Below are 23,056 nucleotides of genomic sequence, written 5' to 3' on the forward strand. Positions count from 1 at the left end.
CCAGTGGCTGAAACCTACGACCTCATCGTGCTTGGCTCGGGCCCCGGCGGCTATGTCGCGGCGATCCGCGCGGCGCAGCTCGGCATGAAGACCGCGATCGTCGAGCGCGAATTACTCGGCGGCATCTGCCTCAATTGGGGCTGCATCCCGACCAAGGCGCTGCTGCGCTCGGCCGAAATCTATCATTACATGCAGCACGCCAAGGATTATGGCCTCGTCGCCGACAAGATCAGCGCCGATCTCGACGCGGTAGTGAAGCGCTCGCGCGGCGTTGCCAAGCAGCTCAATCAGGGCGTCACGCACCTGATGAAGAAGAACAAGATCACCGTGCACATGGGCACCGGCAAGCTGACCGGAAAGGGCAAGCTGACCGTCACTGCAGAGGACGGCAAGGCAACCGAACTGACTGCGAAGAACATCATCGTCGCGACCGGCGCCCGCGCGCGCGACTTGCCCTTCGCCAAGGCCGACGGCAAGCGCGTCTGGACCTATCGCCACGCCATGACGCCGACTGAAATGCCGACCAAGCTGCTGGTCATCGGTTCGGGCGCGATCGGGATCGAGTTCGCCAGCTTCTACAAGGATATGGGCGCCGAGGTTACCGTGGTCGAGATGCTGGACCGCCTGGTCCCGGTCGAGGATGCCGATGTGTCGGCTTTCCTAGAGAAGCAGCTGAAGAAGCAGGGCATGACAATCATGACCAAGGCAGGCGTCGACAAGCTCGAGGTCGGCGCCAATGGCGTGAAAGCCTCGATCAAGGACAAGGACGGCAAGGTCACGACCGCCGACTTCAGCCACGTCATCGTCGCGATCGGCATCCTGCCGAACACCGAGAATATCGGGCTCGAGGAGCTCGGCGTGAAGACCGACCGCGGCCACATCGTGACCGACGGCATGTGCAAGACCAATGTCGACGGTATCTACGCCATCGGCGACGTCACCCAGCCGCCCTGGCTCGCGCACAAGGCGAGCCACGAAGGCGTGATCGCGGTCGAGGCGATCGCCGGCAAGCATCCGCATGCGATGGACCCGAAGAACATTCCCGGCTGCACCTATTGCCACCCGCAGATCGCCAGCGTCGGCCTGACCGAAGCCAAGGCCAAGGAAGCGGGCTACGAGGTCAAGGTCGGGAACTTCCCGTTCATCGGCAACGGCAAGGCGATCGCGCTCGGCGAGCCTGAGGGTTTCGTGAAAACGGTGTTCGATGCCAAGACCGGAGAATTGCTCGGCGCGCACATGATCGGCGCGGAAGTCACCGAGCTGATCCAGGGCTATACGATCGGCAAGACCGGGGAACTGACCGAGGCCGAGCTGATGGAAACGGTGTTCCCGCACCCGACCTTGAGCGAAATGATGCACGAAAGCGTCTTGGGAGCATACGGAAGGGCGCTGCACATCTGACGATGTGATTTATTCCTCCCCGAGCCTGTCTCGGGGAGGGGGACCATATGCGGAGCAAATGGTGGAGGGGCAGGGGAATTCGATGCGCCGTACCGCAACACTCGCGATCGTCAGCCTGTTGGTCTTGACCGCCTCCGCGCCCGCACCCGAATTCTCCGCCGCGGACTATGCCGCCGATGCCAAGGCGCTGCCCGACCTGATCCGCGACAATTACGCCTATCTCGACGATCTGCCCGGCGGGAAAGTGCCGTCCTCGCCGCAACTCGATGCCGAGCGCGACGACGTGCATGATGCGGACTCGCTGCTCCATTATGCCGAGGACATGATCACCGCATTGGCCGACAGCCATGCGCTGACCGCCAAGTCGTTCAGGGACGATTGGGCGATCGTACCGAGCTATTCGGACTTATGGATCGACGAGAACGGCGGCTTTGTCGTTGGCGCGGTTCGGGAAGGGAGCCCGGCAGCGTCGGCGGGCGTGAAGCCGGGGGACTATCTGCTATCGATCGACGGCGTCCCGCCGGAGGTCGCGGTGAAGGCGTTCTGGGATCGGCTGGGGCTGCCGCAAGTGGCGAAGGGCGGGCGCTACGACAATCCCGAGCGCTACGCCATCCAGGTGCTGGTGGCGGGACGCCGCGACCGGCCGCGTAAGCTTGTCTTCAAACGCGGCAACCAGGTGCGCGACCTGACGCTCGACAATCTCTATACTTGGTCGGCGCACCAGCCCGATCGGCCTGCGCTGACCGTCACCAGGGCCGGCGGTGTGACGACGATCCGCTTCAACAATTCGATCGGCGATCTCGACACGATCAAGGCGTTCGACACGGCGATGGCGACGGTTCCTGCGCATGCGCCAATAGTGATCGACCTGACCGACACGCCTTCGGGCGGCACGTCCGCGATCGCCCGCGCGATCATGGGCTGGTTCGTGACCAGGCCGATGCCCTATCAGATGCATCAATTGCCCTCGGAAGAGCGCGAAACAGGCATCAAGCGACAATGGGTCGAATACGTCCTGCCTCGCCCGGGCAAATATCATCCCGGCCCGGTCAGCGTCCGTGCCGGCCATTGGACGGGCAGCATGGGAGAGGGTCTGGCCGTCGGCTTCATGGCTCTCGGCAAGACCGCGTGCGGATCGAGGATGGCGGGACTGAAGGGGGCCGTCTATGATTTCGACCTGCCCCGCACCGGGCTGCGTGTGAAGTTCCCTGCGGAACGGATCTATACGATCGCCGGAAGGCCGCGTGAGAACGTCGATCTCAAGCCCTGTCGATAGCCAATCGGAGGTCGCGCCGCCGAGCATGATGTGCTGATTGCTCAGGATATGCGGACGTTAGGTCGATACTGGTTCCCATGGGCGGCTGCGTTGCTCGCCGTGACGATGGTCGCGGCGGGTTGGCCGGGGCTCGCCGAATATGACAGCGACGAGCAATTCCGGCAGGTGCTGAGCGAGCAATATGATGATTGGCATCCGCCGGCCATGGCGCGACTCTGGTCGCTGCTCCACGTCCTGGGTGGGGGCGCAGGGCCGATGATGGCCCTGCAGATCGTGCTCTATTGGTTGGGGCTGGGTTTGCTCGCTGGCGGATTGGTACGCACCGGCCGTCCGCGCGCGGGCGCGCTGGTGCTCGGCATCGGAGCGCTGCCCGGATTCGCGGTGTGGCAATGGGCCGTGCTCAAGGACGTCCAGATGGTCGCGGCGATGCTGGCGGCGGTCGGCACCGTCGGATGGTGGCGTCTTCGCGGCGAGCGCGTGCCCTGGGCGGCCGCGGCATTCGCCATCGTGCTGTTGGGCTATGCGACATTGGTCCGAGCCAATGCGCTGTTCGCGACCGTGCCGCTGGCGGTGATGCTGCTGCCGCGTGGAAGATGGCCCGTCCGGATGACGCTGGCGCTCGTCGGGATGGCGGCAATCATAGTGCTGACGCCCTTGATCGACGCGGACCTGTTCGGCGCGGCCCCCAGTGGCGTGCGCACGACCGAGCCCTTGTTCGATCTCGCGGCGATCGCGGTGCGGACCGGCGATGCCGATGCGACCGGGATAGATGTGGCGGGGATCGCCGCGCTCCGGCGCGACCGATGTGTAAAGACCTATTTCTGGGACACGCTGGGCGATGGTCCGTGTGCCGATGCCGTCGAAGATCTCGCGTCGCGACCGGTTGGCGCGATGTATCTGCAGCTTGCCCATGCCGCGATCCGCCATCCTTTGGCCTATGCCGAGCATCGACTGGCGCATTTCAACATGACGCAGCGTTGGCTGGTCGGCAGAGGGCTGATGAACGATTGGCCTCCTTCACAATCCCAACCCAATAAGCTCGGCTTGGGCGATCCCGGCCGGCTGGCGTCATGGTGGATCGTCCGGACGGAGGGTCTGGCGGATACGCCGCTCGGCTGGCCGATCGTCTGGCTGGCGCTGGCGGTGGCCGCGCTGGTCGAGGCACTGCGCCGTGCCGCTTCCCCGGCGCGCGACCTGGCCTTGGCGCTGGTAATATCCGCGCTCGCGCTCGAGGCGAGTTTCATCGCGATCAGCATCGCCGCCGATCTGCGCTATCATCTGTGGCCGATGATCGCGGTGGCGTTGGGCGTCGTTTTGCTGGTCGCCGAAGCGCCACCCTCCCGTCGCGTGCTGATCGCGAGCTTGGCTGCGGTAGGGCTGGTAGTGGCAGGCGGCATCGTCGCGCGGGCAACGCTACCGCCCGCGCCGAGCGATTATCCCGAAATGCTGACGAGCTAAAGTCGCGCGAACTCGGCAAGCAGCGGCTGATACTCCTCCATCGACGGGAACTTCTCGTACGAATGCGGAGAATCGACCAATGCCCAGGGCAGGGCCTCGCTGGTGTAATTCTGGACGAACGGCGTCACCCAGCTCGGATCGTCGAGCATCGTCGCGCGGACGTTGACGAAGCCCATGTCGGGCTCGAAATCGGTATAGACCCAGCTCTTGCAATAGTCGCAATGCTGATGATGCAGCCGCTCGCCATGCAGGCCGCCGATCACCGTCTCGCCCTTGGTCAGCGCGAAGCCCCCGCGCGGCACCGCTACGGTGGTCGAATAGGCGCCGCCGGTCATTTTCTGGCATCCCGTGCAATGGCAAATCGCGGTGAACATGGGCGCCGCGCTGACCCGAAAGCGCACTTCACCACAGCGGCATCCACCTTCCATCGGCAATGTCCACTTCGCCATTCCATTCCTCCATGCCTTGGGGCAGCCTGATGCTAACAAAAATGGGGAGCAAAGAGGATGCAGACTTTCGCGATCTTGTGGCCGGCGATCGCGCTCGCGGCGCTCAGCTTCGTGGTGATGGTGTGGGTGGCGGTCGCGCGGGCCGGCTATATGAAGACGAACCCGCCGCGCCCTGAAGACTTCGCCACCGGTGAGGCGGCGATGCGCTATTTCCAGCCGGTCGAGATGCCGGCCAACAATCTCCGCAACCTGTTCGAAGCGCCGGTCCTGTTCTTCGCGCTCATCCCTCTACTGCTGGTCACGCATCAGGCCAGCCACGTGCAAGTCGCGCTTGCCTGGGTCTATGTCGTGCTGCGCGTGGTCCACAGCGTCGGCCATGTTGTGCTGCGTAAAATCTCGATCCGAGCACCCGCTTTCTGGGTGTCGGTGATCGTCCTGATGGCGATGTGGATCGGTTTCGCGGTCGATATCGCCAGTGCCCAGTCTGCTTACGACGCGGCGATGGACAATATGACGATCTGACCGCGGGCGTACCCGCGCCTTGGTATCAGGCGGCTTCCTCCTCGCTCGGCGCGTCGATCATCTTGAATTCGCGCGGGGAGCCCAACACCGGCGTGACAGTCACCTCTGCCGCGGTGGCCTGCGCGGAGAAATGCTTGAGCCGGCCGTCGACATGCGCGCCGGTTTCGAGCGAAATCGTTTCGTATTCGACATCGCCGGTGATCCGCGCACCCGCTTCGACCGTCAACTGGCGGATCGACACCGCGCCCTCGATCCGGCCGGCGATGCGCGCGGTCTCGGCGCGGACTTGTCCCTGGATCAGCGCTTCCGCCCCGACGACAAGGCTGCCGCAGTCGAGATCGCCCTCGATCCGTCCCTCGATGTGCAGGTCGGCCGAGGCGCGGACATTGCCCGTCACGACGACATCGGCGCCGATTACCGAGAAGCCGGCGCCGGAGCTGCCGTTGGTCCGGCGCGCCGTGGTGGCCGCAGGCTGATAGGTTGGCGCCGGCGCGGCGTCACGCTTGTTGAACATCCCATACCCCTTTGTGCGAGTCCCGAGTCCCGCGCGCCAGCCTAGCCAACTCCTCATCCGGCGGGATAGGGCCGAACCGGGTTGAGCGGCAGGCCGTTGTCGTTGGCAGGCGAGACGAGCATAGGACGCAGCGAAAGCAGGGTCGCGGCAATCATCGGCACAGCGCCCAGCATTGCCCAGCCCGGCATTCCGGTCAGATGCCCTGCCAGACCCAATGATGTTCCGGCCAAGGTCAGCGCCGCGATGTGCCAGGACCTACGGTTCTCGATCAGCAGCGCCACCAACACAGTGAGGGCCGTGACTGGCAGGAAGCTGTTCCAATGCATTCCGGGCAGCAGCCCGACCAACAGGAGGCTCGTCGCCGTCCCGCTCGCGACCAGATCACGATCGCTCGGACGACGCCAGGCGAACCGCGCTGCGAGCCATGCCGCAACCCCGATCGCCGACGCGAGTGCCAGTCCGCCGAACGGCAAAAGATTGATCCAGGGCAGTGCCTGGATAATCGCCCAGAGCGAGGGGGCGTCGTTCGACAGCCGCGGCGACGTTTCGGCCTGACCGATATAGAGGTGGGACCAATCGATCCACGGCAGGCCGGCTAGCCGGAAGGCCGTCACCGCGGCCAGGCAGGTGAGGGGAGCGATCAGCCACAGCCGAAGCGGAGCACGCTTTCCGATCAGGAACCCCAGGACCAGCGGCAGCAATGTGGCGTTGATCGGACTCCCCGCGATCGCCAGCCCCACCAGCGCCAACATCGCCGCGTGGGGCAGCGGCTTGCTGGGCGCCACGATGGCGGGAAGGGAATAGCCGGGAGGTTGCACGCCCGCGCCTTAGCGGGAGGTGAGTTAGCAGCGCGTAAAATTCCGTTGACCGCATCGACCGCAATTGACCGATCGCCCTCGCGGCTTGCATCGCGTAGAGGAACCTCGCGTTTCCCGGAAGGACCGTTGACCTTTACCCGCCGCCCCCCGTTGACCGTTTCCGACTCCCCGTCTATAGGCGCGCCCGCTCACTCGGCATTCGTGCCGCGCGGGTAAGAGCTGAACGTTGCCGGAAGACGCGGACCCGGGAAGCCGAAAGGCGCTCCCTTGGTCCTTTTTCGCATTCGCTAACAATGGCTCCCGGCAAAGTAACCGCCAGAGGTTTCTGGTAACATAAAAGGTGAAGGGCTTCATGCCGACGATTAACCAGTTGGTCCGCAAGGGCCGTGACCCGCAGAAGGCCAAGTCCAAGGTCCCTGCGATGGAGCAGAATCCGCAGAAGCGCGGCGTCTGCACCCGCGTCTATACGACGACTCCGAAGAAGCCGAACTCGGCTCTGCGCAAGGTGGCCAAGGTTCGCCTGACCAACCAGCGCGAAGTCATCAGCTACATCCCCGGTGAAGGCCACAACCTTCAGGAGCACTCGGTGGTCCTGATCCGTGGCGGCCGTGTGCGCGACCTTCCCGGTGTGCGCTACCACGTGCTGCGCGGCGTGCTCGACACGCAGGGTGTGAAGGATCGCAAGCAGAGCCGTTCGAAGTACGGCGCGAAGCGTCCGAAGTAAGCTGTCTCGGTACTAAGGAAGGAATGGAGCAATGGCTCGTCGTCGTCGTCCCGAGAAGCGGGAAATCCTACCTGATCCCAAGTTCGGGGATGAGGTGCTGTCGAAATTCATGAATTCGGTGATGCTGGACGGTAAGAAGTCGGTCGCCGAAGGCATCGTCTATACCGCGCTCGACACCGTCGAAACCCGCGCCAAGAAGGACCCGCTCGCGGTGTTCCACGAAGCGCTCAACAACATCAAGCCGGGCATCGAGGTCCGCAGCCGCCGCGTCGGTGGTGCGACCTATCAGGTTCCCGTCGAGGTGCGTCCCGAGCGTGCTCAGGCGCTCGCGATCCGCTGGCTGATCTCGGCCGCGCGTTCGCGGTCGGAGAACACCATGTCGGCGCGCCTGTCGGGCGAGCTGCTCGACGCGTCGAACAACCGCGGCAACGCGGTCAAGAAGCGCGAAGACACCCATCGCATGGCCGAAGCGAACCGCGCTTTCAGCCATTATCGCTGGTAAGCAAGACTGGATCGGCCGGCTCCGCTGAGGTGGGGCCGGCGGTCTGGTATTGGTAATTTAATTACCTACATAGCGGGTAGCCGGATCGGCCGGCTCCCCACATTCCAAGGAAGCTACGACCATGGCCCGCAGCCATCCGCTCGACCGCTATCGCAATATCGGCATCATGGCGCATATCGACGCCGGCAAGACGACGACGACCGAGCGCATCCTCTATTACACCGGCAAGTCCTACAAGATCGGCGAAGTGCACGAAGGCACCGCGACGATGGACTGGATGGAGCAGGAGCAGGAGCGCGGGATCACGATCACCTCGGCTGCGACCACCTGCAAGTGGCGCGCGAATGAGGGTAAGGGCGAAGAGCACCTGATCAACATCATCGACACGCCGGGTCACGTCGACTTCACCATTGAAGTCGAGCGTTCGCTGCGCGTGCTCGACGGCGCGGTCGCCTGCTTCGACGGCGTTGCCGGCGTCGAGCCGCAGTCGGAGACCGTGTGGCGTCAGGCGGACAAGTACAAGGTTCCGCGGATGTGCTTCGTCAACAAGCTCGATCGCACGGGCGCGGACTTTTATTATTGCGTCGATTCGATCGTCGAGCGTCTCGGCGCGCGTCCGGCCGTGCTGTATCTCCCGATCGGCATCGAGGGCGGCTTCAAGGGCCTGGTCGACCTGGTCGAGAACCGCGCGATCATCTGGCTTGAAGAAAGCCTGGGCGCGAAGTTCGAATATCAGCCGATCCCCGAGGATCTGGTCGAAAAGGCTGCCAAGTACCGCAACGATCTGATCGAGATGGTCGTCGAGCAAGACGACGATGTCATGGAGCAGTATCTTGAGGGCAACGAGCCCGACGTCGCGACGCTGAAGCGCCTTATCCGCAAGGGTACGCTCGCCATGGCGTTCGTGCCGATCGTCTGCGGCTCGGCGTTCAAGAACAAGGGCGTGCAGCCGCTGCTCGACGCGGTCGTCGACTATCTGCCCAGCCCGCTGGACATTCCGGACGTGCAGGGCGTGAAGCTCGACGGCGAGACGCCGGATTCGCGTCCGGCGACCGACAACGCGCCGCTGTCGCTGCTCGCGTTCAAGATCATGAACGATCCGTTCGTCGGTTCGCTCACCTTCGCGCGCATCTATTCGGGTACGCTCAGCAAGGGCAGCTACCTGAACTCGGTGAAGGACAAGAAGGAAAAGATCGGCCGTATGCTCCTCATGCACGCGAACTCGCGTGAGGACATCGAAGAGGCGCGCGCCGGCGACATCGTCGCCATTGCGGGCCTCAAGGAAACGACCACCGGCGACACGTTGTGCGATCCGGCGGCGCCGATCATCCTCGAGCGGATGGAGTTCCCGGACCCCGTCATCGAGCTGTCGGTCGAACCGAAGACCAAGGCCGACCAGGAAAAGATGGGCATCGCGCTCAACCGGCTGGCTGCCGAGGACCCCTCGTTCCGCGTCTCGACCGATCACGAATCGGGCCAGACCATCATCAAGGGGATGGGCGAACTCCATCTCGAGATCCTGGTCGACCGCATGAAGCGCGAGTTCAAGGTCGAGGCCAATGTCGGCGCGCCGCAGGTGGCGTATCGCGAGTATCTCGGGAAGAAGGTCGATATCGACTACACCCACAAGAAGCAGTCGGGCGGCTCGGGCCAGTTCGGCCGCGTGAAGGTGACGGTGATCCCGGGCGAGCGTGGTTCGGGCTTCCAGTTCTTCGACGAGATCAAGGGCGGCAACATCCCGCGCGAATATATCCCGTCGGTGGAAAAGGGCTTCCGTGAGACGGCGGAGACGGGCTCGCTGATCGGCTTCCCGATCATCGATTTCGAAGTCCACCTGACCGACGGCGCCTATCACGACGTCGACTCGTCGGCGCTGGCGTTCGAAATCTGCGCGCGTGGCGCGATGCGTGAAGCGGCCCAGAAGGCCGGCATCAAGCTGCTCGAGCCGATCATGAAGGTCGAGGTCGTCACCCCGGAAGATTATCTGGGCGACGTCATCGGCGACATGAACAGCCGTCGTGGTCAGATCCAGGGCACCGACGCGCGCGGCAACGCGCAGACCGTCGAGGCGATGGTTCCGCTGGCCAATATGTTCGGCTACGTGAACCAGCTCCGCTCGTTCACCCAGGGCCGCGCGAGCTACTCGATGCAGTTCTCGCATTACGACGAAGTGCCGCAGAACGTGGCCGACGAAGTGAAGGCCAAGCTGGCCTAACGAGGGCTGGCATAACGTTAAAACACCCGCTATGGGGCCGCCTTCGCGCGAGTCCCATGGCGGATTTCACGAAACGATTTTCCAGAAGGTAGGAAAAAATGGCGAAGGCAAAGTTTGAGCGGACGAAACCGCACATGAACATCGGCACCATCGGTCACGTCGACCATGGTAAGACGTCGCTGACCGCGGCGATCACCAAGGTGCTGGCTGAAAACGTCGCGGGCAACGCTGCGGTCGACTTCGCCAACATCGACAAGGCTCCGGAAGAGCGCGAGCGCGGCATCACCATCTCGACGGCGCACGTCGAGTATGAGACCGCCAACCGTCACTATGCGCACGTCGACTGCCCGGGTCACGCCGACTATGTGAAGAACATGATCACCGGTGCCGCCCAGATGGACGGCGCGATCCTGGTCGTGTCGGCGACCGACGGCCCGATGCCGCAGACCCGCGAGCACATCCTGCTCGCCCGTCAGGTCGGCGTGCCGGCGATGGTCGTGTTCATGAACAAGGTCGACCTGGTCGACGACGCGGAAATCCTGGAGCTCGTCGAGCTCGAGGTTCGCGAGTTGCTGTCGGCTTACGATTTCCCGGGTGACGATATTCCGATCATCAAGGGCTCGGCGACTGCCGCGCTCAGCGGTTCGGATCCCAAGCTCGGCACCGAAGCCGTGCTCGAGCTGATGAAGGCGGTCGACGAGTACCTGCCGCAGCCGGAGCGTCCGCTCGACAAGCCGTTCATGATGCCGATCGAAGACGTGTTCTCGATCTCGGGTCGCGGCACCGTCGTGACCGGCCGCGTCGAGACCGGTGTGGTCAAGGTCGGTGAGGAAGTCGAGATCGTCGGCATCCACCCGGAAGTCCGCAAGACCACCGTCACGGGCGTCGAAATGTTCCGCAAGCTGCTCGACCAGGGCCAGGCTGGCGACAACATCGGTGCGCTGATCCGCGGCGTCGGCCGTGAGGAAGTCGAGCGTGGCCAGGTTCTGGCCAAGCCGGGCTCGATCACCCCGCACACCGACTTCAACTCGGAAGTGTACGTCCTGTCGAAGGACGAAGGCGGCCGTCACACGCCGTTCTTCGCGAACTATCGTCCGCAGTTCTACTTCCGCACCACCGACGTCACCGGCACCGTCGAACTGCCGGCCGGCACCGAGATGGTCATGCCGGGCGACAACGTCGCTCTCGGCGTGAAGCTGATCGCGCCGATCGCCATGGACGTCGGCCAGCGCTTCACCATTCGTGAGGGTGGCCGCACCGTCGGTTCGGGCATCGTCTCGGGCATCAGCAAGTAAGCTGATCCCCAAACGACCGCCCCGGCGCCCAAAAAAAGGGCGCCGGGGCGGTTGCTTTTTGTAGGAAGCGCCTGTATCCGCGCGCCTCCAGTTTAGTTTGAACAGCAAGAGGCGGCCCCCGTTTCGGGGAGCTGCCCCGCTCTTTGGCATCGGTAGGAACCATGGACAGCAATATCCGTATTCGCCTCAAGGCGTTCGATCATCGTGTGCTCGATCAGGCGACCGGCGACATCGCCGACACCGCCCGCCGTACCGGCGCCCTCATCCGTGGTCCCATCCCGTTGCCGACGCGCATCGAGAAGTTCACCGTGAACCGCGGCCCGCACATCGACAAGAAGTCGCGCGAGCAGTTCGAGGTTCGCACCTACAAGCGCATGCTGGACATCGTTCAGCCGACCCCGCAGACGGTCGACGCGCTGATGAAGCTCGATCTCGCCGCGGGCGTTGACGTAGAGATCAAGCTGGCCTAAGGGCCCGCATCCTTCGAGAATCTTCCGATTCTCGTCGTCCCGGCGAAGGCCGGGACCGCTATGTAGCTGGACGATGCGTTAAATCATCCAGCGGCCCCGGCCTTCGCCGGGGCGACGAGTGGGGCCGGAGGCCTTCTCGCTACGACATAGAGATACCGCCAGCAGCTTCGGCCGCTGGGTCAGCGTCTCCCGTCACGTTCCCTGGCTCAGGCCATCGAACAACCAGCCCGGGACGGGGGCTCGCTTCGCATTTTCCGGGCTGGATCGATCGATGCTTAGGCATCGGTCACAAGCACCCCTGGGATGGGCCCTGGGGTGCCTCTGTTTAGGAGCTACGGATCATGCGCACTGGCGTGATCGCGAAGAAGTTGGGGATGACCCGCCTGTTCCAGGACGACGGCCGCCACGTGCCGGTCACCGTCCTGTCGCTCGAAGGGCTGCAGGTTATCTCCCGTCGCGAAATGGATAAGGACGGCTACACCGCCGTTCAACTCGGGGCCGGCACGGCCAAGGCGAAGAACGTCGCCAAGCCGCAGCGCGGTCATTTCGGCAAGGCGGAAGTCGAGCCGAAGGCGATCGTCGCGGAATTCCGTGTCGACGAGGACGGTCTGCTCGACGTCGGTGCCGAAATCTCGGCCGATCATTATGTCGCCGGCCAGCTCGTCGACATCCAGGGTCGGACCCAGGGTAAGGGTTTCGCCGGCGCCATGAAGCGCTGGAACTTCGGCGGTCTGCGCGCCACGCACGGCGTGTCGGTCAGCCACCGTTCGCACGGTTCGACGGGTAACCGTCAGGATCCCGGCAAGGTCTTCAAGAACAAGAAGATGGCCGGCCACATGGGTGACAAGAACCGCACCCAGCAGAATCTCGAGATCGTCGGCACCGACGTCGAGCGCGGCCTTATCTTCGTCAAGGGCTCGGTCCCTGGCTCGAAGGGTGGCTGGCTGTTCGTCAAGGACGCCGTGAAGGTCGCGGCGCACAAGGATGCGCCGTTCCCCGCCGGCCTCAAGGCCGCCGCCAACAGCAACACCGCCGCTCCGGCCGATACGCCCGCCGAGGACGTCCAGGCTCCCGAAGCGACCGAAGGCCAGGAGGGCTGAACGTGAAGGTCAAGGTTCAATCCTTCGACGCCAAGGCGAAGGCCGCGGACATCGAGCTCAACGACGAGGTGTTCGGCCTCGATCCGCGCGCCGACATCCTGCACCGCGTCGTCACCTGGCAGCTCGAAAAGCGTCGTCCGACGGCGCGCGGCACGCGTGAGCGCGCCGACGTTGCTCGCACCGGCAAGAAGTACGGTCGCCAGAAGGGCGGCGGTACCGCTCGTCACGGCGATCGCCGCGCTCCCGTCTTTATCGGCGGTGGTAAGGCTCACGGTGCCCGCGTTCGCGACTTCAACCCGTCGCTGAACAAGAAGATCCGTGCGCTCGGTCTCAAGATGGCGCTGTCGACCCATGCGAAGGCCGGGTCGCTAATCGTCATGGACTCGATCGCGGTCGATGGCGGCAAGACGAAGACGCTGAAGGGCGACATCGCCAAGCTCGGCTTCGGCAAGACCGCATTGGTGATCGATGGCGATGCCGTCGAGAACACCTTCGCGCTCGCCGCCGGCAACCTTCGCGAGATCAACGTTCTCCCGGCCGCCGGCGCGAACGTCTACGACATCCTGAAGCATGACACGCTGGTGCTGACGCGCGCTGCTGTCGAAAAGCTGGAGGCGCGTTTCAATGGCTAAGAAGCCGACCAAGGGCGCGGTCGACATCCGTCACTATGACGTGATCGTCGCCCCGCACATCACCGAGAAGTCGACGCTCGTCAGCGAGCAGAACGCGGTGGTGTTCAAGGTTGCGCGCGACGCGACCAAGCCGGAGATCAAGGCTGCCGTCGAGGCGCTGTTCAATGTCAGCGTGTCGAACGTCAACACGATCGTCCAGAAGGGCAAGACCAAGAAGTGGAAGGGCGCTCCGTACCAGCGCTCGGACATGAAGAAGGCGATTGTCACCCTCAAGGAAGGTCAGTCGATCGACGTGACCGAAGGGGTCAAGGCGTAATGGCACTCAAGCATTACAATCCGACGAGCCCGGCCCGCCGTGGTCTGATCCTCGTCGACCGTTCGGCGCTGTACAAGGGCAAGCCCGTCAAGGCGCTGACCGAAGGCAAGCGCAAGACCGGCGGCCGCAACAACAAGGGTCATGTCACCTCGCGCGGCATCGCCGGCGGTCACAAGCAGCGCTATCGCATCGTCGATTTCAAGCGCCGCCTGTGGGACGTCGAAGGCAATGTCGAGCGGATCGAATACGATCCCAACCGTACCGCGTTCATCGCTCTGGTGAACTATGGCGCGGGTGAGGACGGCAAGGATCGTCTGGCCTATATCATCGCGCCGCAGCGTCTGGCGGTCGGCGACAAGGTGATCGCCGGCAAGAAGACCGACGTGAAGCCGGGCAACGCCATGGAACTGGCCCAGATGCCGGTCGGCACCATCGTCCACAACGTGGAGATGAAGCCGGGCAAGGGCGGTCAGATCGCACGTTCGGCCGGCACCTATGTGCAGGTCGTCGGTCGTGACCGCGGGATGGTGATCGTTCGCCTCAATTCGGGCGAGCAGCGCTACATCCCCGGCAATTGCATGGCGACGGTCGGTGCGGTGTCCAACCCGGACAACCAGAACACCAACCTCGGCAAGGCTGGCCGCAATCGCTGGAAGGGCATCCGTCCGCTGACCCGCGGCGTCGCCAAGAACCCGGTCGACCACCCGCATGGCGGTGGTGAAGGCCGGACCTCGGGCGGCCGTCATCCGGTCACCCCGTGGGGCAAGCCGACCAAGGGTGCGCGCACCCGTCACAACAAGCAGACCGACAAGTTCATCATCCGGTCGCGTCACGCGAAGAAGAAGGGCTAATTCGAAATGGCTCGTTCCGTTTGGAAGGGTCCCTTCGTGGACCTCAGCCTTCTCAAGAAGGCGGAAACCGCTCAGGAAGCCGGCACCCGCGCTGGCCCGATCAAGACCTGGTCGCGTCGCTCGACCATCCTGCCGCAGTTCGTCGGCTTGACCTTCAACGTCTACAACGGCCGCAAGTTCGTGCCGGTGTCGGTCAATGAAGAGATGGTCGGCATGAAGCTCGGCGAGTTCGCGCCGACCCGGTACTTCCCGGGTCACGCGGCCGACAAGAAGGGCAAGCGTTAAGATGTCGAAGCCTCAGGCTCCCCGCAAGGTCGGCGACAAGGAAGCGCTGGCCGTTGCCACCCAGATCCGTGGTTCGGCGCAGAAGCTGAACCTGGTTGCTGGTCTGATCCGCGGCCGCAAGGCCGGCGACGCGCTGAACATCCTCGCTTTCTCGAAGAAGGCGATGGCGGTCGATGCGCGCAAGGTGCTCGCCTCGGCGATCGCCAACGCGGAAAACAACCACAACCTCGATGTCGACGCGCTTGTCGTCGCCGAGGCGTCGGTCGGCAAGTCGATCACGATGAAGCGCTTCGCGACCCGCGGCCGTGGCAAGTCCACCCGCATCCTGAAGCCGTTTTCGCGCCTTCGCATCGTCGTCCGCGAGCAGGAAGAAGCATAATGGGTCACAAGAGCAATCCGATCGGCCTGCGCCTGCAGATCAACCGTACCTGGGACAGCCGCTGGTTCGCGGAAGGTCAGGATTACGGCAAGCTCCTCCTCGAGGACCTGAAGATCCGCAAGTACATCCTCGACACGCTGCCCCAGGCGGCGATCTCGAAGGTCGTGATCGAGCGTCCGGCCAAGCTGTGCCGCGTCTCGATCTATGCCGCGCGCCCCGGCGTGATCATCGGCAAGAAGGGCACCGACATCGAGAAGCTGCGCCGCAAGCTCGGTTCGATGACCGGCTCGGACGTGTCGCTGAACATCGTCGAGATCCGCAAGCCCGAGATCGACGCCAAGCTCGTCGCGCAGGGCATTGCCGACCAGCTCGAGCGCCGTATCGCATTCCGTCGCGCCATGAAGCGCGCGGTGCAGTCGGCGATGCGCCTGGGTGCCGACGGCATCCGCGTGCAGTGCGGCGGCCGTCTCGGCGGTGCCGAGATCGCTCGCACCGAGAGCTATCGTGAGGGCCGGGTGCCGCTGCATACGCTGCGCGCCCACCTCGATTATGCCGAAGCGCAGGCACACACCGCTTATGGTGTCTGCGGCGTCAAGGTGTGGGTCTTCAAGGGCGAGATTCTCGGCCATGACCCGATGGCGCAGGAGCGGTTGATGATGGAGGCTCAGACCTCCGGCGTGCGCCCGGCGCGCGAAGACCGCCGCTAAGGACAACAGGACATGCTGCAACCAAAACGCACCAAGTTCCGCAAGGCGTTCAAGGGCCGTATCCACGGCGACGCCAAGGGCGGCGCGACGCTCAACTTCGGCTCCTATGGGCTGAAGGCGATGGAGCCGGAGCGGATCACCGCTCGTCAGATCGAGGCGGCTCGCCGCGCGATCACGCGTCACATCAAGCGCCAGGGCCGCCTCTGGATCCGCGTCTTCCCGGACGTGCCGGTCTCGTCGAAGCCCGCCGAAGTCCGCATGGGCTCGGGTAAGGGTTCGCCCGAATTCTGGGCCGCCCGCGTCAAGCCGGGCCGCATCCTGTTCGAGTTGGACGGCGTTCCCGGTCCGCTCGCGGCCGAAGCGTTCAGCCGCGCGGCGATGAAGCTGCCGATCAAGACGAAGGTCGTGGCGCGCCTCGGCGACACCTCGCACCTCGGAGGCGAGTAAGATGGCGAATAAGATCGATTACAGCGGTATGGACGAGGCCACCCTCGACCAGGAACTGGGCAACCTGAAGCGCGAGGCGTTCAACCTTCGCTTCCAGGCGGCGACCAGCCAGCTCGAGAAGCCGAGCCGCGTGCGTGAAGTCCGCCGCGACATCGCGCGCATCAAGACCCTGCAGACCGCGCGTTCGCGCGCTGCGGCAAAGTAAGGAAACGGACATGCCGAAGCGCGTGCTGACCGGACAGATTGTCTCGGACAAGGGCGACAAGACGGTGGTCGTGAACGTGGAGCGCAAGGTCAAGCATGCGCTCTACGGCAAGATCATCCGCCGCTCGAAGAAGTATCACGCCCATGACGAGGGCAACGAATACAAGCAGGGCGAAACCGTGCGGATCGAAGAGACCGCGCCGATCTCCAAGCTGAAGACCTGGAAGGTGATCGAGCGGGTGAACACCCACGCGACGCCGGAGCGGATCGACGTCGACGCCTGAACCCAGGCGTCACCCCGGCGAAGGCCGGGGTCGCTGCGTGAGAGCGCGGTGACCGAAACCTAGCGGCCCCGGCCTACGCCGGGGCGACGATTTAGCAGGAACCGCCGGGCCCGTCCCGGTAGGCCAAACGAGAAGGAACCGGATCGATGATCCAGATGCAATCCAATCTCGACGTCGCTGACAATAGCGGCGCGAAGCGGGTGCAGTGCATCAAGGTGCTGGGCGGCTCGAAGCGCCGCACGGCCGGCGTCGGCGACATCATCGTCGTCAGCGTCAAGGAAGCGCAGCCCCGCGGCCGCGTGAAGAAGGGCGACGTTCACCGCGCGGTGATCGTGCGTACCGCCAAGGACATCCGCCGTCCCGACGGTTCGGTGATCCGCTTCGATTCGAACGCGGCGGTCCTGGTCAACAAGAACGAGGAGCCGATTGGCACCCGCATCTTCGGCCCGGTCGTGCGCGAACTGCGTGCCCGTGGTCACATGAAGGTGATCAGCCTGGCTCCGGAGGTGCTGTAATGGCTGCTGCGAAGATCAAGAAGGGTGACCAGGTGATCGTCCTGTCCGGCAAGGACAAGGGCCGCACCGGCGAAGTCATCAAGGCGATGCCGAAGGACGGCAAGGTCGTCGTCTCGGGCGTCAACGTGCACGTTCGTCACGTCAAGCCGAGCCAGACCAACCCCCAGGGTGGTCTCGATCGCTCGGAAGCGCCGATGCACGTGTCTAAGGTTGCCCATGTCGTGGACGGCAAGCCGACCCGCGTCCGTTTCGAGACGGGCAAGGACGGCAAGAAGGTCCGCGTCGCGGTCAAGACCGGGAAGAAGATCGATGGCTGACAAGTACAAGGCCCGCATGCAGGGCATCTACGAGGACCGCATCATCAAGGCGATGACCGACAAGTTCGGTTACAAGAACGCGCTTGAAGTGCCGCGGCTCGAGAAGATCGTGCTCAACATGGGCGTCGGCGAGGCGACCCAGGACAAGAAGAAGGTCGAGCAGGCCGCTTCCGAGATGGAGCTGATCGCGGGCCAGAAGCCGGTGATCACCAAGGCGAAGAAGTCGATCGCGCAGTTCAAGCTGCGTGAGGGCATGCCGATCGGCGTGAAGGTCACCCTTCGCCGTGAGCGCATGTACGAATTCCTCGACCGCTTCATCACGATCGCGCTGCCGCGCGTTCGCGACTTCCGCGGCCTCAACCCGAAGTCGTTCGACGGTCGCGGCAATTACGCGATGGGTCTCAAGGAACAGCTCGTGTTCCCGGAGATCAACTATGACCGCATCGACAAGGTGCGCGGCATGGACGTCATCGTCACCACCACCGCGAAGACCGACGACGAGGCTCGCGAGCTTCTTCGCCTCTTCGGTTTCCCGTTCCCGCAGGATGCGGACGGCGAAGCGAAGCAGGCGGCATAAGGGAAAGAGAACTTAAGTCATGGCGAAACTGAGTTCCGTGAACAAGAATGAGCGTCGCAAGAAGCTGGTGGCGAAATATGCCAACCGCTATGCGAAGCTGAAGGCGCAGGCCAACGACAAGTCGGCCGACGAAACCGAGCGTCTGATCGCGCGGCTGAAGATGGCCGAGATTCCCCGCAACGGGAATCCGACCCGCATCCGCAACCGTTGCGAAGTGACGGGCCGTCCCCGCGCTTACTACCGCAAATTCCGACTCTGCCGTGTGCAGCTGCGCGAGCTGGCCAACAAGGGCCTGATCCCCGGCGTCACGAAGTCGAGCTGGTAAGGACACGAAGATGGCAGTGACCGATCCCCTGGGTGATATGCTCACCCGCATCCGCAACGGCCAGCGCGCGCGCAAGGACTCGGTCCTTTCGCCGGCGTCGAAGCTGCGCGTCCGCGTGCTCGATGTTCTCCAGCGTGAGGGCTATATCCGCGGTTATTCCGAGGAAGAGATGGGGCCCGCCAAGGGCATCCGTATCGAGCTCAAATATTTCGAAGGCCAGCCGGCCATCAAGCATGTCGCGCGCGTCTCGAAGCCGGGCCGTCGCGTGTACAGCGGTTCGCAGGAACTGCCGCGCGTGATGAACGGCCTGGGCATCACCATCGTGTCGACGCCGCGCGGCGTGCTCTCGGATGCCGAGGCGCGCGAGCAGAATGTCGGCGGCGAAGTGCTGGCGGAGGTGTTCTGATGAGCCGCATTGGTAAGAAGGCGGTCGCGATCCCGAGCGGTGTCACCGCCACGGTCGCCGACGGCACGCTCAGCATGAAGGGCCCGAAGGGCACCCTCAGCATGCCGATGGCCGATGAAGTCGTCTATGACGTCCAGGCGGACTCGATCGGCGTCAAGCCGGCCAACGAGACCAAGCGCGCTCGCGCGTTCTGGGGCATGCAGCGCACCCTGGTGCAGAACCTTGTGACCGGCGTGACTGACGGCTTCACGAAGAAGCTGCTGATCACCGGCGTCGGCTACCGCGCCAACGCCCAGGGCAAGAAGCTGAAGCTGCAGCTTGGTTACTCGCACGATGTCGACATCGACGTGCCGGAAGGCCTGACGGTCAACACGCCCGACCAGACCACGGTCGAGATTTCGGGCGCTGACAAGCAGAAGGTCGGCCAGCTGGCCGCCGAGATCCGCCGCTGGCGTAAGCCCGAGCCGTACAAGGGCAAGGGCATCAAGTACGACGGCGAGTACATCTTCCGTAAGGAAGGGAAGAAGAAGTAATGACCAAGGGTCTTTCACTTTTCGAGAAGCGCCGCCGGCGCAACCGCACCGCTCTTCGCGCGCGTGGCGGCGGTCGTCCGCGCCTCTCGGTGCATCGTTCGGGCAAGCACATCTATGCCCAGGTGATCGACGACGAGAACGGCAAGACCGTCGCCTCGGCCTCGACGCTGGAGCAGGGCGTGCGCGACAAGTCGGGCGCGAATATCGAAGCGGCGACCGAAGTCGGCAAGCGCGTGGCGGAAGCCGCGGTGAAGGCCGGCGTCAAGCAGGTCGTGTTCGATCGCGGCGGCTTCCTGTTTCATGGCCGCGTCAAGGCGCTGGCCGATGCGGCTCGTGAAGCCGGACTGGAGTTCTGAGAATGGCTGACGAAACCAATCCGACGGTCGACGCTCCCGTCGATGCGCCTTCGGCCGAAGCGACCACCCATGACGCGCCGCAGGGCCGTGGTGGCGGTCGTGGCGGTCGTGGCCGTGGCGGCCCGGGCGGCGGCGGCGGTCGTGGTGGCCGTGACGGCGGCCGCGGCGGACGTCGCGACGACCGGCGTGGTCAGGGCAATGACGATGGCGGCGAAGAGCTGATCGAGAAGCTCGTCCACATCAACCGCGTCTCGAAGACGGTGAAGGGCGGCAAGCGCTTCGGCTTCGCGGCGCTGGTCGTCGTGGGCGACGGCAAGGGCCGCGTCGGCTTCGGTCATGGCAAGGCGCGCGAAGTGCCGGAGGCGATCTCCAAGGCGACCGCGTCGGCCAAGAAGAAGATGATCCGCGTTCCGCTGCGCGAAGGCCGTACGCTGCACCATGACGGCAATGGCCATTTCGGTGCGGGCAAGGTCACGCTGCGCTCGGCGCCGCAGGGTACCGGCATCATCGCCGGCGGCCCGATGCGCGCCGTGTTCGAATCGCTCGGCGTCGCCGACGTCGTGACCAAGTCGGTCGGCACGTCGAACCCCTACAACATGATCCGCGCCACCTTCGAGGCGTTGGGCGACCAGACTTCGCCGAAGTCGGTTGCGCAGCGGCGCGGCAAGAAGATCGCCGACCTGCTCGGCCGCGGTGGGTCGCAGACCGCCGAGGCCGATGCCGCGGCGATCGCGGAGTAAGCGAACATGGCTGCCAAGAAAGACGCCGCGACCGGTACGGTGAAGGTCACCCAGACCGGTTCGCCGATCCGTCGCACCAAGGACCAGCGTGCCACGCTGATCGGCCTGGGCCTCAACAAGATGCACCGGACCGTCGAGCTGAAGGACACGCCCGAGGTTCGCGGCATGATCAAGAAGGTCGCTCACATGGTGAGCGTCAGCGAGTAACATACTGCCGTCATCCCCGCGAAAGCGGGGACCCATCTCCCGATCGTGGGGCTGGGTTCGACGGCAGTGAGTTGGGCCCTCGCGCTCGCGAGGGTGACGAAGTTGGGGAACCGCGTCCCCCAGTTGCGCGACCCCCGCTTTCGCGGGGGCAGGCAAAAGCGAAAGCGAGTGCACGATATGAAATTGAACGAACTGCGCGACAACCAGGGCGCGCGTCATCGCAAGATCCGCGTCGGCCGTGGCATCGGCTCGGGCAAGGGCAAGACCGCCGGGCGTGGCCAGAAGGGCCAGAAGAGCCGTGAAGGCGTCTCGATCGCGGGCTTCGAGGGCGGCCAGATGCCGCTCCACATGCGTCTGCCGAAGCGCGGCTTCAACAACATCTTCGCCAAGGACCATGCCGAGGTCAACGTCGGCGCGATCCAGAAGGCGGTCGATGCCGGCAAGCTCGATGCGTCCAAGACCGTCGACCACGCCGCGCTGAAGGCGGCCAACCTTGCCCGTGGCGGCAAGGACGGCGTCCGCCTGCTCGGCAAGGGTGAGCTGACCGCCAAGCTCAGCTTCCTGGTCGCCGGCGCGTCGAAGGGCGCGATCGAGGCGGTCGAGAAGGCCGGTGGCAAGGTCGAGGTGATCGAGATCGTCTCCGCCGCCGACAAGGCTGCCGCCAAGAAGGGCGTCAAGTATCGCGAGCGGAAGGCCGACAAGGAGGCCAAGCAGGCCGCCGCGAAGAAGTAATCCACACCGGTCCGTCGCTTGTGCGACGGGCGACAGGTGACAAGGCCGAATGGGCGCCTATATGAGCGGCGGGGGCGCGGAACACGCATCTCCGCCGTTTTTATTTCGGGACGATCAAATAAATGGCATCCGCAGCCGATAGTCTGGCCTCAGGGCTCAACCTTTCCAAGTTCGCCCAGGCGACCGACCTCAAGAAGCGGCTGTGGTTCACGATCGGCGCGCTGATCGTCTTCCGCCTTTTGAGCTACGTGCCGCTGCCCGGCGTCGATCCGACCGCGCTCGGCGTGCTGTCGAACCAGACCAACGGCGGCGTGCTCGACTTCTTCAACAATTTCTCGGGCGGGTCGCTCAAGCGCATGTCGCTGACCGCGCTCGGGGTCATGCCTTATATCACCGCCTCGATCGTGGTGCAGCTCGCGACTTCGCTGTCGCCGACGCTCGCCGCGATCAAGAAAGAGGGCGAGAGCGGGCGCAAGCGGCTCAACCAATATACCCGCTACGGCACGGTCGCGCTGACCGCGGTGCAGGGCTGGTTCATCGCCGTCGGGCTCGAGGCCTATGGCGCCAATGCCGGCGTCCAGGCAGTGGTCGAACCCGGCATGCTGTTCCGCGTCGGCGCGGTGATCAGCCTGATCGGCGGCACGATGTTCCTGATGTGGCTGGGCGAACAGATCACCAGCCGCGGCATCGGCAACGGTGTCTCGCTGATCATCATGGCCGGCATCGTCGCCAACATGCCGACCAACATCTATAACCTGGTCAATGGCAGCCGCACCGGCAGCATGGACAGCTTCCAGGTGCTCGGGATCATCGTCGCTGTGGTTGCGATCATCCTGTTCATCTGCTTCATGGAGCGCGCACAGCGGCGCATCCTGATCCAATATCCCAAGCGACAGACCCAGCGCGGCGTTCAGTCGGACCGCAGCCATTTGCCGCTGAAGCTCAACACCGCCGGCGTAATCCCGCCGATCTTCGCCTCGTCGCTGCTGCTGATGCCGCTGACCATCACCCAGCTTGCGGGCAACAAGGTGAAGGGCGACACCTGGTGGGGCGATGTCGTCATCAGCCTCAACCAATATCTCCAGCACGGCTCGATCCTGTACATGACGCTGTACGGCCTCGGCATCATCTTCTTCTCGTTCTTCTACACCGCCGTGGTGTTCAATCCCGAAGAGACCGCGGATAATCTCAAGCGCTATGGCGGGTTCATCCCGGGCATCCGCCCCGGCAAGAACACCGAAGCCTATTTCGACTATGTGCTGACGCGCATCACCGTGATCGGCGCTGCCTATCTGGCGGTGATCTGTCTGGTGCCGGAATATCTGGTGTCGGCGCTCAAGATCCCGTTCTACCTCGGCGGCACCAGTCTGCTGATCGTCGTCAACGTGACGATGGACACGGTGACCCAGATCCAGTCGCATCTGCTGGCGCACCAATATGGCGACCTCATCAAGAAGGCGAAGCTGAAGGGTGGCCGCCTCCGTTAAGAGGGGCGGCGC

The 23,056-nt window shown here is 64.2% G+C and carries 33 protein-coding genes; 30 read left to right on the forward strand and 3 right to left on the reverse strand.

Annotated features, from left to right (window positions below):
* The first annotated feature begins 3 nt into the window (after positions 1–3).
* The 3 genes from lpdA to Q0L25_RS18350 all read left to right on the forward strand — a co-directional run bounded on the left by lpdA (position 4) and on the right by Q0L25_RS18350 (position 4,135).
* Positions 4–1,401 (forward strand): dihydrolipoyl dehydrogenase, encoded by a 1,398-nt coding sequence (gene lpdA, locus Q0L25_RS18340; RefSeq protein WP_296616788.1) that lies wholly within the window; start codon positions 4–6, stop codon positions 1,399–1,401.
* 82 nt (positions 1,402–1,483) lie between these two features.
* Complete coding sequence (locus tag Q0L25_RS18345) at positions 1,484–2,677, forward strand: S41 family peptidase (RefSeq protein WP_296616791.1); 1,194 nt, start codon at positions 1,484–1,486, stop codon at positions 2,675–2,677.
* Between the two features lie 48 nt (positions 2,678–2,725).
* Positions 2,726–4,135: a hypothetical protein gene (locus tag Q0L25_RS18350; RefSeq protein ID WP_296616793.1), complete on the forward strand. Its 1,410-nt coding sequence runs from the start codon at positions 2,726–2,728 to the stop codon at positions 4,133–4,135.
* Here Q0L25_RS18350 and Q0L25_RS18355 read toward each other — a convergent pair.
* Positions 4,132–4,584: a GFA family protein gene (locus Q0L25_RS18355; RefSeq protein ID WP_296616794.1), complete on the reverse strand. Its 453-nt coding sequence runs from the start codon at positions 4,582–4,584 to the stop codon at positions 4,132–4,134. The two genes, Q0L25_RS18350 and Q0L25_RS18355, sit on opposite strands and share 4 nt — an antisense overlap.
* A 57-nt stretch (positions 4,585–4,641) precedes the next feature.
* Between Q0L25_RS18355 and Q0L25_RS18360 the strand changes: the two genes are divergently transcribed.
* Positions 4,642–5,106, forward strand: coding sequence for an MAPEG family protein (locus Q0L25_RS18360; protein WP_296616797.1), 465 nt, complete (start codon positions 4,642–4,644; stop codon positions 5,104–5,106).
* Positions 5,107–5,131: 25 nt separating this feature from the next.
* Here Q0L25_RS18360 and Q0L25_RS18365 read toward each other — a convergent pair whose 3' ends face one another.
* Positions 5,132–5,620 carry a polymer-forming cytoskeletal protein gene (locus Q0L25_RS18365; protein WP_296616800.1) on the reverse strand — a complete coding sequence of 163 codons (489 nt, stop codon included), beginning with the start codon at positions 5,618–5,620 and terminating at the stop codon, positions 5,132–5,134.
* Positions 5,621–5,673: 53 nt separating this feature from the next.
* A complete protein-coding gene (locus Q0L25_RS18370) occupies positions 5,674–6,438 on the reverse strand; it encodes a hypothetical protein (protein ID WP_296616802.1) in 765 nt (254 codons plus the stop codon).
* A gap of 352 nt (positions 6,439–6,790) precedes the next feature.
* Between Q0L25_RS18370 and rpsL the strand changes: the two genes are divergently transcribed.
* The 26 genes from rpsL (at position 6,791) to secY (ending at position 23,044) form a co-directional block, all read left to right on the forward strand.
* Entirely contained in the window at positions 6,791–7,162 is a 372-nt protein-coding gene (rpsL, locus tag Q0L25_RS18375) for a 30S ribosomal protein S12 (RefSeq protein WP_022691828.1), read from the forward strand.
* A gap of 31 nt (positions 7,163–7,193) precedes the next feature.
* Entirely contained in the window at positions 7,194–7,664 is a 471-nt protein-coding gene (rpsG, locus tag Q0L25_RS18380) for a 30S ribosomal protein S7 (RefSeq protein ID WP_066584022.1), read from the forward strand.
* A gap of 121 nt (positions 7,665–7,785) precedes the next feature.
* A complete protein-coding gene (fusA, locus tag Q0L25_RS18385; RefSeq protein ID WP_296616807.1) occupies positions 7,786–9,879 on the forward strand; it encodes an elongation factor G in 2,094 nt (697 codons plus the stop codon).
* Between the two features lie 98 nt (positions 9,880–9,977).
* Entirely contained in the window at positions 9,978–11,174 is a 1,197-nt protein-coding gene (gene tuf, locus Q0L25_RS18390) for an elongation factor Tu (RefSeq protein ID WP_296616809.1), read from the forward strand.
* Positions 11,175–11,335: 161 nt separating this feature from the next.
* Entirely contained in the window at positions 11,336–11,644 is a 309-nt protein-coding gene (gene rpsJ / locus Q0L25_RS18395; RefSeq protein ID WP_007406109.1) for a 30S ribosomal protein S10, read from the forward strand.
* 341 nt (positions 11,645–11,985) lie between these two features.
* Positions 11,986–12,744, forward strand: coding sequence for a 50S ribosomal protein L3 (gene rplC / locus Q0L25_RS18400; RefSeq protein ID WP_296616811.1), 759 nt, complete (start codon positions 11,986–11,988; stop codon positions 12,742–12,744).
* 2 nt (positions 12,745–12,746) lie between these two features.
* Positions 12,747–13,376 carry a 50S ribosomal protein L4 gene (gene rplD, locus Q0L25_RS18405; protein WP_066584006.1) on the forward strand — a complete coding sequence of 210 codons (630 nt, stop codon included), beginning with the start codon at positions 12,747–12,749 and terminating at the stop codon, positions 13,374–13,376.
* Positions 13,369–13,692, forward strand: coding sequence for a 50S ribosomal protein L23 (locus tag Q0L25_RS18410; protein ID WP_296616814.1), 324 nt, complete (start codon positions 13,369–13,371; stop codon positions 13,690–13,692). The genes rplD and Q0L25_RS18410 overlap by 8 nt, the downstream gene beginning before the upstream one ends.
* Positions 13,692–14,543 (forward strand): 50S ribosomal protein L2, encoded by an 852-nt coding sequence (gene rplB / locus Q0L25_RS18415; protein WP_296616816.1) that lies wholly within the window; start codon positions 13,692–13,694, stop codon positions 14,541–14,543. The genes Q0L25_RS18410 and rplB overlap by 1 nt, the downstream gene beginning before the upstream one ends.
* A 6-nt stretch (positions 14,544–14,549) precedes the next feature.
* The gene (rpsS, locus tag Q0L25_RS18420) at positions 14,550–14,828 is read left to right on the forward strand and encodes a 30S ribosomal protein S19 (RefSeq protein WP_296616818.1); all 279 of its coding nucleotides are present in this window, start codon (positions 14,550–14,552) and stop codon (positions 14,826–14,828) included.
* A 1-nt stretch (position 14,829) separates the two neighbouring features.
* The gene (gene rplV, locus Q0L25_RS18425) at positions 14,830–15,207 is read left to right on the forward strand and encodes a 50S ribosomal protein L22 (RefSeq protein WP_296616820.1); all 378 of its coding nucleotides are present in this window, start codon (positions 14,830–14,832) and stop codon (positions 15,205–15,207) included.
* Positions 15,207–15,914 (forward strand): 30S ribosomal protein S3, encoded by a 708-nt coding sequence (rpsC, locus tag Q0L25_RS18430; RefSeq protein WP_066583990.1) that lies wholly within the window; start codon positions 15,207–15,209, stop codon positions 15,912–15,914. The genes rplV and rpsC overlap by 1 nt, the downstream gene beginning before the upstream one ends.
* 12 nt (positions 15,915–15,926) lie before the next feature.
* On the forward strand, positions 15,927–16,361 hold the full coding sequence (gene rplP / locus Q0L25_RS18435; RefSeq protein ID WP_296616825.1) for a 50S ribosomal protein L16: 435 nt from the start codon (positions 15,927–15,929) through the stop codon (positions 16,359–16,361).
* Position 16,362: 1 nt separating this feature from the next.
* Entirely contained in the window at positions 16,363–16,566 is a 204-nt protein-coding gene (gene rpmC, locus Q0L25_RS18440; RefSeq protein WP_296616827.1) for a 50S ribosomal protein L29, read from the forward strand.
* Between the two features lie 10 nt (positions 16,567–16,576).
* A complete protein-coding gene (gene rpsQ, locus Q0L25_RS18445; protein ID WP_296616828.1) occupies positions 16,577–16,849 on the forward strand; it encodes a 30S ribosomal protein S17 in 273 nt (90 codons plus the stop codon).
* A gap of 146 nt (positions 16,850–16,995) precedes the next feature.
* A complete protein-coding gene (gene rplN / locus Q0L25_RS18450) occupies positions 16,996–17,364 on the forward strand; it encodes a 50S ribosomal protein L14 (protein ID WP_066583980.1) in 369 nt (122 codons plus the stop codon).
* Positions 17,364–17,681: a 50S ribosomal protein L24 gene (gene rplX / locus Q0L25_RS18455; protein ID WP_066583978.1), complete on the forward strand. Its 318-nt coding sequence runs from the start codon at positions 17,364–17,366 to the stop codon at positions 17,679–17,681. The genes rplN and rplX overlap by 1 nt, the downstream gene beginning before the upstream one ends.
* Positions 17,674–18,258, forward strand: coding sequence for a 50S ribosomal protein L5 (gene rplE, locus Q0L25_RS18460; RefSeq protein ID WP_296616831.1), 585 nt, complete (start codon positions 17,674–17,676; stop codon positions 18,256–18,258). The genes rplX and rplE overlap by 8 nt, the downstream gene beginning before the upstream one ends.
* A gap of 19 nt (positions 18,259–18,277) precedes the next feature.
* Positions 18,278–18,583, forward strand: coding sequence for a 30S ribosomal protein S14 (gene rpsN / locus Q0L25_RS18465; protein WP_066583975.1), 306 nt, complete (start codon positions 18,278–18,280; stop codon positions 18,581–18,583).
* A gap of 10 nt (positions 18,584–18,593) precedes the next feature.
* The gene (gene rpsH / locus Q0L25_RS18470) at positions 18,594–18,989 is read left to right on the forward strand and encodes a 30S ribosomal protein S8 (protein WP_066583973.1); all 396 of its coding nucleotides are present in this window, start codon (positions 18,594–18,596) and stop codon (positions 18,987–18,989) included.
* Positions 18,989–19,522, forward strand: a complete 534-nt coding sequence (gene rplF, locus Q0L25_RS18475) for a 50S ribosomal protein L6 (protein ID WP_296616832.1) — start codon at positions 18,989–18,991, stop codon at positions 19,520–19,522. The genes rpsH and rplF overlap by 1 nt, the downstream gene beginning before the upstream one ends.
* Positions 19,522–19,878 (forward strand): 50S ribosomal protein L18, encoded by a 357-nt coding sequence (rplR, locus tag Q0L25_RS18480; RefSeq protein ID WP_296616834.1) that lies wholly within the window; start codon positions 19,522–19,524, stop codon positions 19,876–19,878. The genes rplF and rplR overlap by 1 nt, the downstream gene beginning before the upstream one ends.
* Before the next feature lie 2 nt (positions 19,879–19,880).
* Positions 19,881–20,618, forward strand: a complete 738-nt coding sequence (gene rpsE / locus Q0L25_RS18485) for a 30S ribosomal protein S5 (protein ID WP_296616836.1) — start codon at positions 19,881–19,883, stop codon at positions 20,616–20,618.
* A 6-nt stretch (positions 20,619–20,624) separates the two neighbouring features.
* A complete protein-coding gene (gene rpmD, locus Q0L25_RS18490; protein WP_296616838.1) occupies positions 20,625–20,825 on the forward strand; it encodes a 50S ribosomal protein L30 in 201 nt (66 codons plus the stop codon).
* Between the two features lie 177 nt (positions 20,826–21,002).
* Positions 21,003–21,557, forward strand: coding sequence for a 50S ribosomal protein L15 (gene rplO, locus Q0L25_RS18495; RefSeq protein ID WP_296616840.1), 555 nt, complete (start codon positions 21,003–21,005; stop codon positions 21,555–21,557).
* A 122-nt stretch (positions 21,558–21,679) separates the two neighbouring features.
* Complete coding sequence (gene secY, locus Q0L25_RS18500; RefSeq protein WP_296616841.1) at positions 21,680–23,044, forward strand: preprotein translocase subunit SecY; 1,365 nt, start codon at positions 21,680–21,682, stop codon at positions 23,042–23,044.
* Positions 23,045–23,056 lie beyond the last annotated feature (12 nt).

Origin of the sequence: Sphingomonas sp. (assembly GCF_024508665.1) — a bacterium.
Classification (GTDB): Bacteria; Pseudomonadota; Alphaproteobacteria; order Sphingomonadales; family Sphingomonadaceae; genus Sphingomonas.

Coding starts and splice junctions, on each gene's coding strand:
- Q0L25_RS18345 (WP_296616791.1), top strand. CDS start 1,484: ATGCGCCGTACCGCAACACTCGCGATCGTCAGCCTGTTGGTCTTGACC.
- Q0L25_RS18350 (WP_296616793.1), top strand. CDS start 2,726: ATGCGGACGTTAGGTCGATACTGGTTCCCATGGGCGGCTGCGTTGCTC.
- Q0L25_RS18355 (WP_296616794.1), bottom strand. CDS start 4,584: ATGGCGAAGTGGACATTGCCGATGGAAGGTGGATGCCGCTGTGGTGAA.
- Q0L25_RS18360 (WP_296616797.1), top strand. CDS start 4,642: ATGCAGACTTTCGCGATCTTGTGGCCGGCGATCGCGCTCGCGGCGCTC.
- Q0L25_RS18365 (WP_296616800.1), bottom strand. CDS start 5,620: ATGTTCAACAAGCGTGACGCCGCGCCGGCGCCAACCTATCAGCCTGCG.
- rpsL (WP_022691828.1), top strand. CDS start 6,791: ATGCCGACGATTAACCAGTTGGTCCGCAAGGGCCGTGACCCGCAGAAG.
- rpsG (WP_066584022.1), top strand. CDS start 7,194: ATGGCTCGTCGTCGTCGTCCCGAGAAGCGGGAAATCCTACCTGATCCC.
- fusA (WP_296616807.1), top strand. CDS start 7,786: ATGGCCCGCAGCCATCCGCTCGACCGCTATCGCAATATCGGCATCATG.
- tuf (WP_296616809.1), top strand. CDS start 9,978: ATGGCGAAGGCAAAGTTTGAGCGGACGAAACCGCACATGAACATCGGC.
- rpsJ (WP_007406109.1), top strand. CDS start 11,336: ATGGACAGCAATATCCGTATTCGCCTCAAGGCGTTCGATCATCGTGTG.
- rplC (WP_296616811.1), top strand. CDS start 11,986: ATGCGCACTGGCGTGATCGCGAAGAAGTTGGGGATGACCCGCCTGTTC.
- Q0L25_RS18410 (WP_296616814.1), top strand. CDS start 13,369: ATGGCTAAGAAGCCGACCAAGGGCGCGGTCGACATCCGTCACTATGAC.
- rplB (WP_296616816.1), top strand. CDS start 13,692: ATGGCACTCAAGCATTACAATCCGACGAGCCCGGCCCGCCGTGGTCTG.
- rpsS (WP_296616818.1), top strand. CDS start 14,550: ATGGCTCGTTCCGTTTGGAAGGGTCCCTTCGTGGACCTCAGCCTTCTC.
- rplV (WP_296616820.1), top strand. CDS start 14,830: ATGTCGAAGCCTCAGGCTCCCCGCAAGGTCGGCGACAAGGAAGCGCTG.
- rpsC (WP_066583990.1), top strand. CDS start 15,207: ATGGGTCACAAGAGCAATCCGATCGGCCTGCGCCTGCAGATCAACCGT.
- rplP (WP_296616825.1), top strand. CDS start 15,927: ATGCTGCAACCAAAACGCACCAAGTTCCGCAAGGCGTTCAAGGGCCGT.
- rpmC (WP_296616827.1), top strand. CDS start 16,363: ATGGCGAATAAGATCGATTACAGCGGTATGGACGAGGCCACCCTCGAC.
- rpsQ (WP_296616828.1), top strand. CDS start 16,577: ATGCCGAAGCGCGTGCTGACCGGACAGATTGTCTCGGACAAGGGCGAC.
- rplN (WP_066583980.1), top strand. CDS start 16,996: ATGATCCAGATGCAATCCAATCTCGACGTCGCTGACAATAGCGGCGCG.
- rplX (WP_066583978.1), top strand. CDS start 17,364: ATGGCTGCTGCGAAGATCAAGAAGGGTGACCAGGTGATCGTCCTGTCC.
- rplE (WP_296616831.1), top strand. CDS start 17,674: ATGGCTGACAAGTACAAGGCCCGCATGCAGGGCATCTACGAGGACCGC.
- rpsN (WP_066583975.1), top strand. CDS start 18,278: ATGGCGAAACTGAGTTCCGTGAACAAGAATGAGCGTCGCAAGAAGCTG.
- rpsH (WP_066583973.1), top strand. CDS start 18,594: ATGGCAGTGACCGATCCCCTGGGTGATATGCTCACCCGCATCCGCAAC.
- rplF (WP_296616832.1), top strand. CDS start 18,989: ATGAGCCGCATTGGTAAGAAGGCGGTCGCGATCCCGAGCGGTGTCACC.
- rplR (WP_296616834.1), top strand. CDS start 19,522: ATGACCAAGGGTCTTTCACTTTTCGAGAAGCGCCGCCGGCGCAACCGC.
- rpsE (WP_296616836.1), top strand. CDS start 19,881: ATGGCTGACGAAACCAATCCGACGGTCGACGCTCCCGTCGATGCGCCT.
- rpmD (WP_296616838.1), top strand. CDS start 20,625: ATGGCTGCCAAGAAAGACGCCGCGACCGGTACGGTGAAGGTCACCCAG.
- rplO (WP_296616840.1), top strand. CDS start 21,003: ATGAAATTGAACGAACTGCGCGACAACCAGGGCGCGCGTCATCGCAAG.
- secY (WP_296616841.1), top strand. CDS start 21,680: ATGGCATCCGCAGCCGATAGTCTGGCCTCAGGGCTCAACCTTTCCAAG.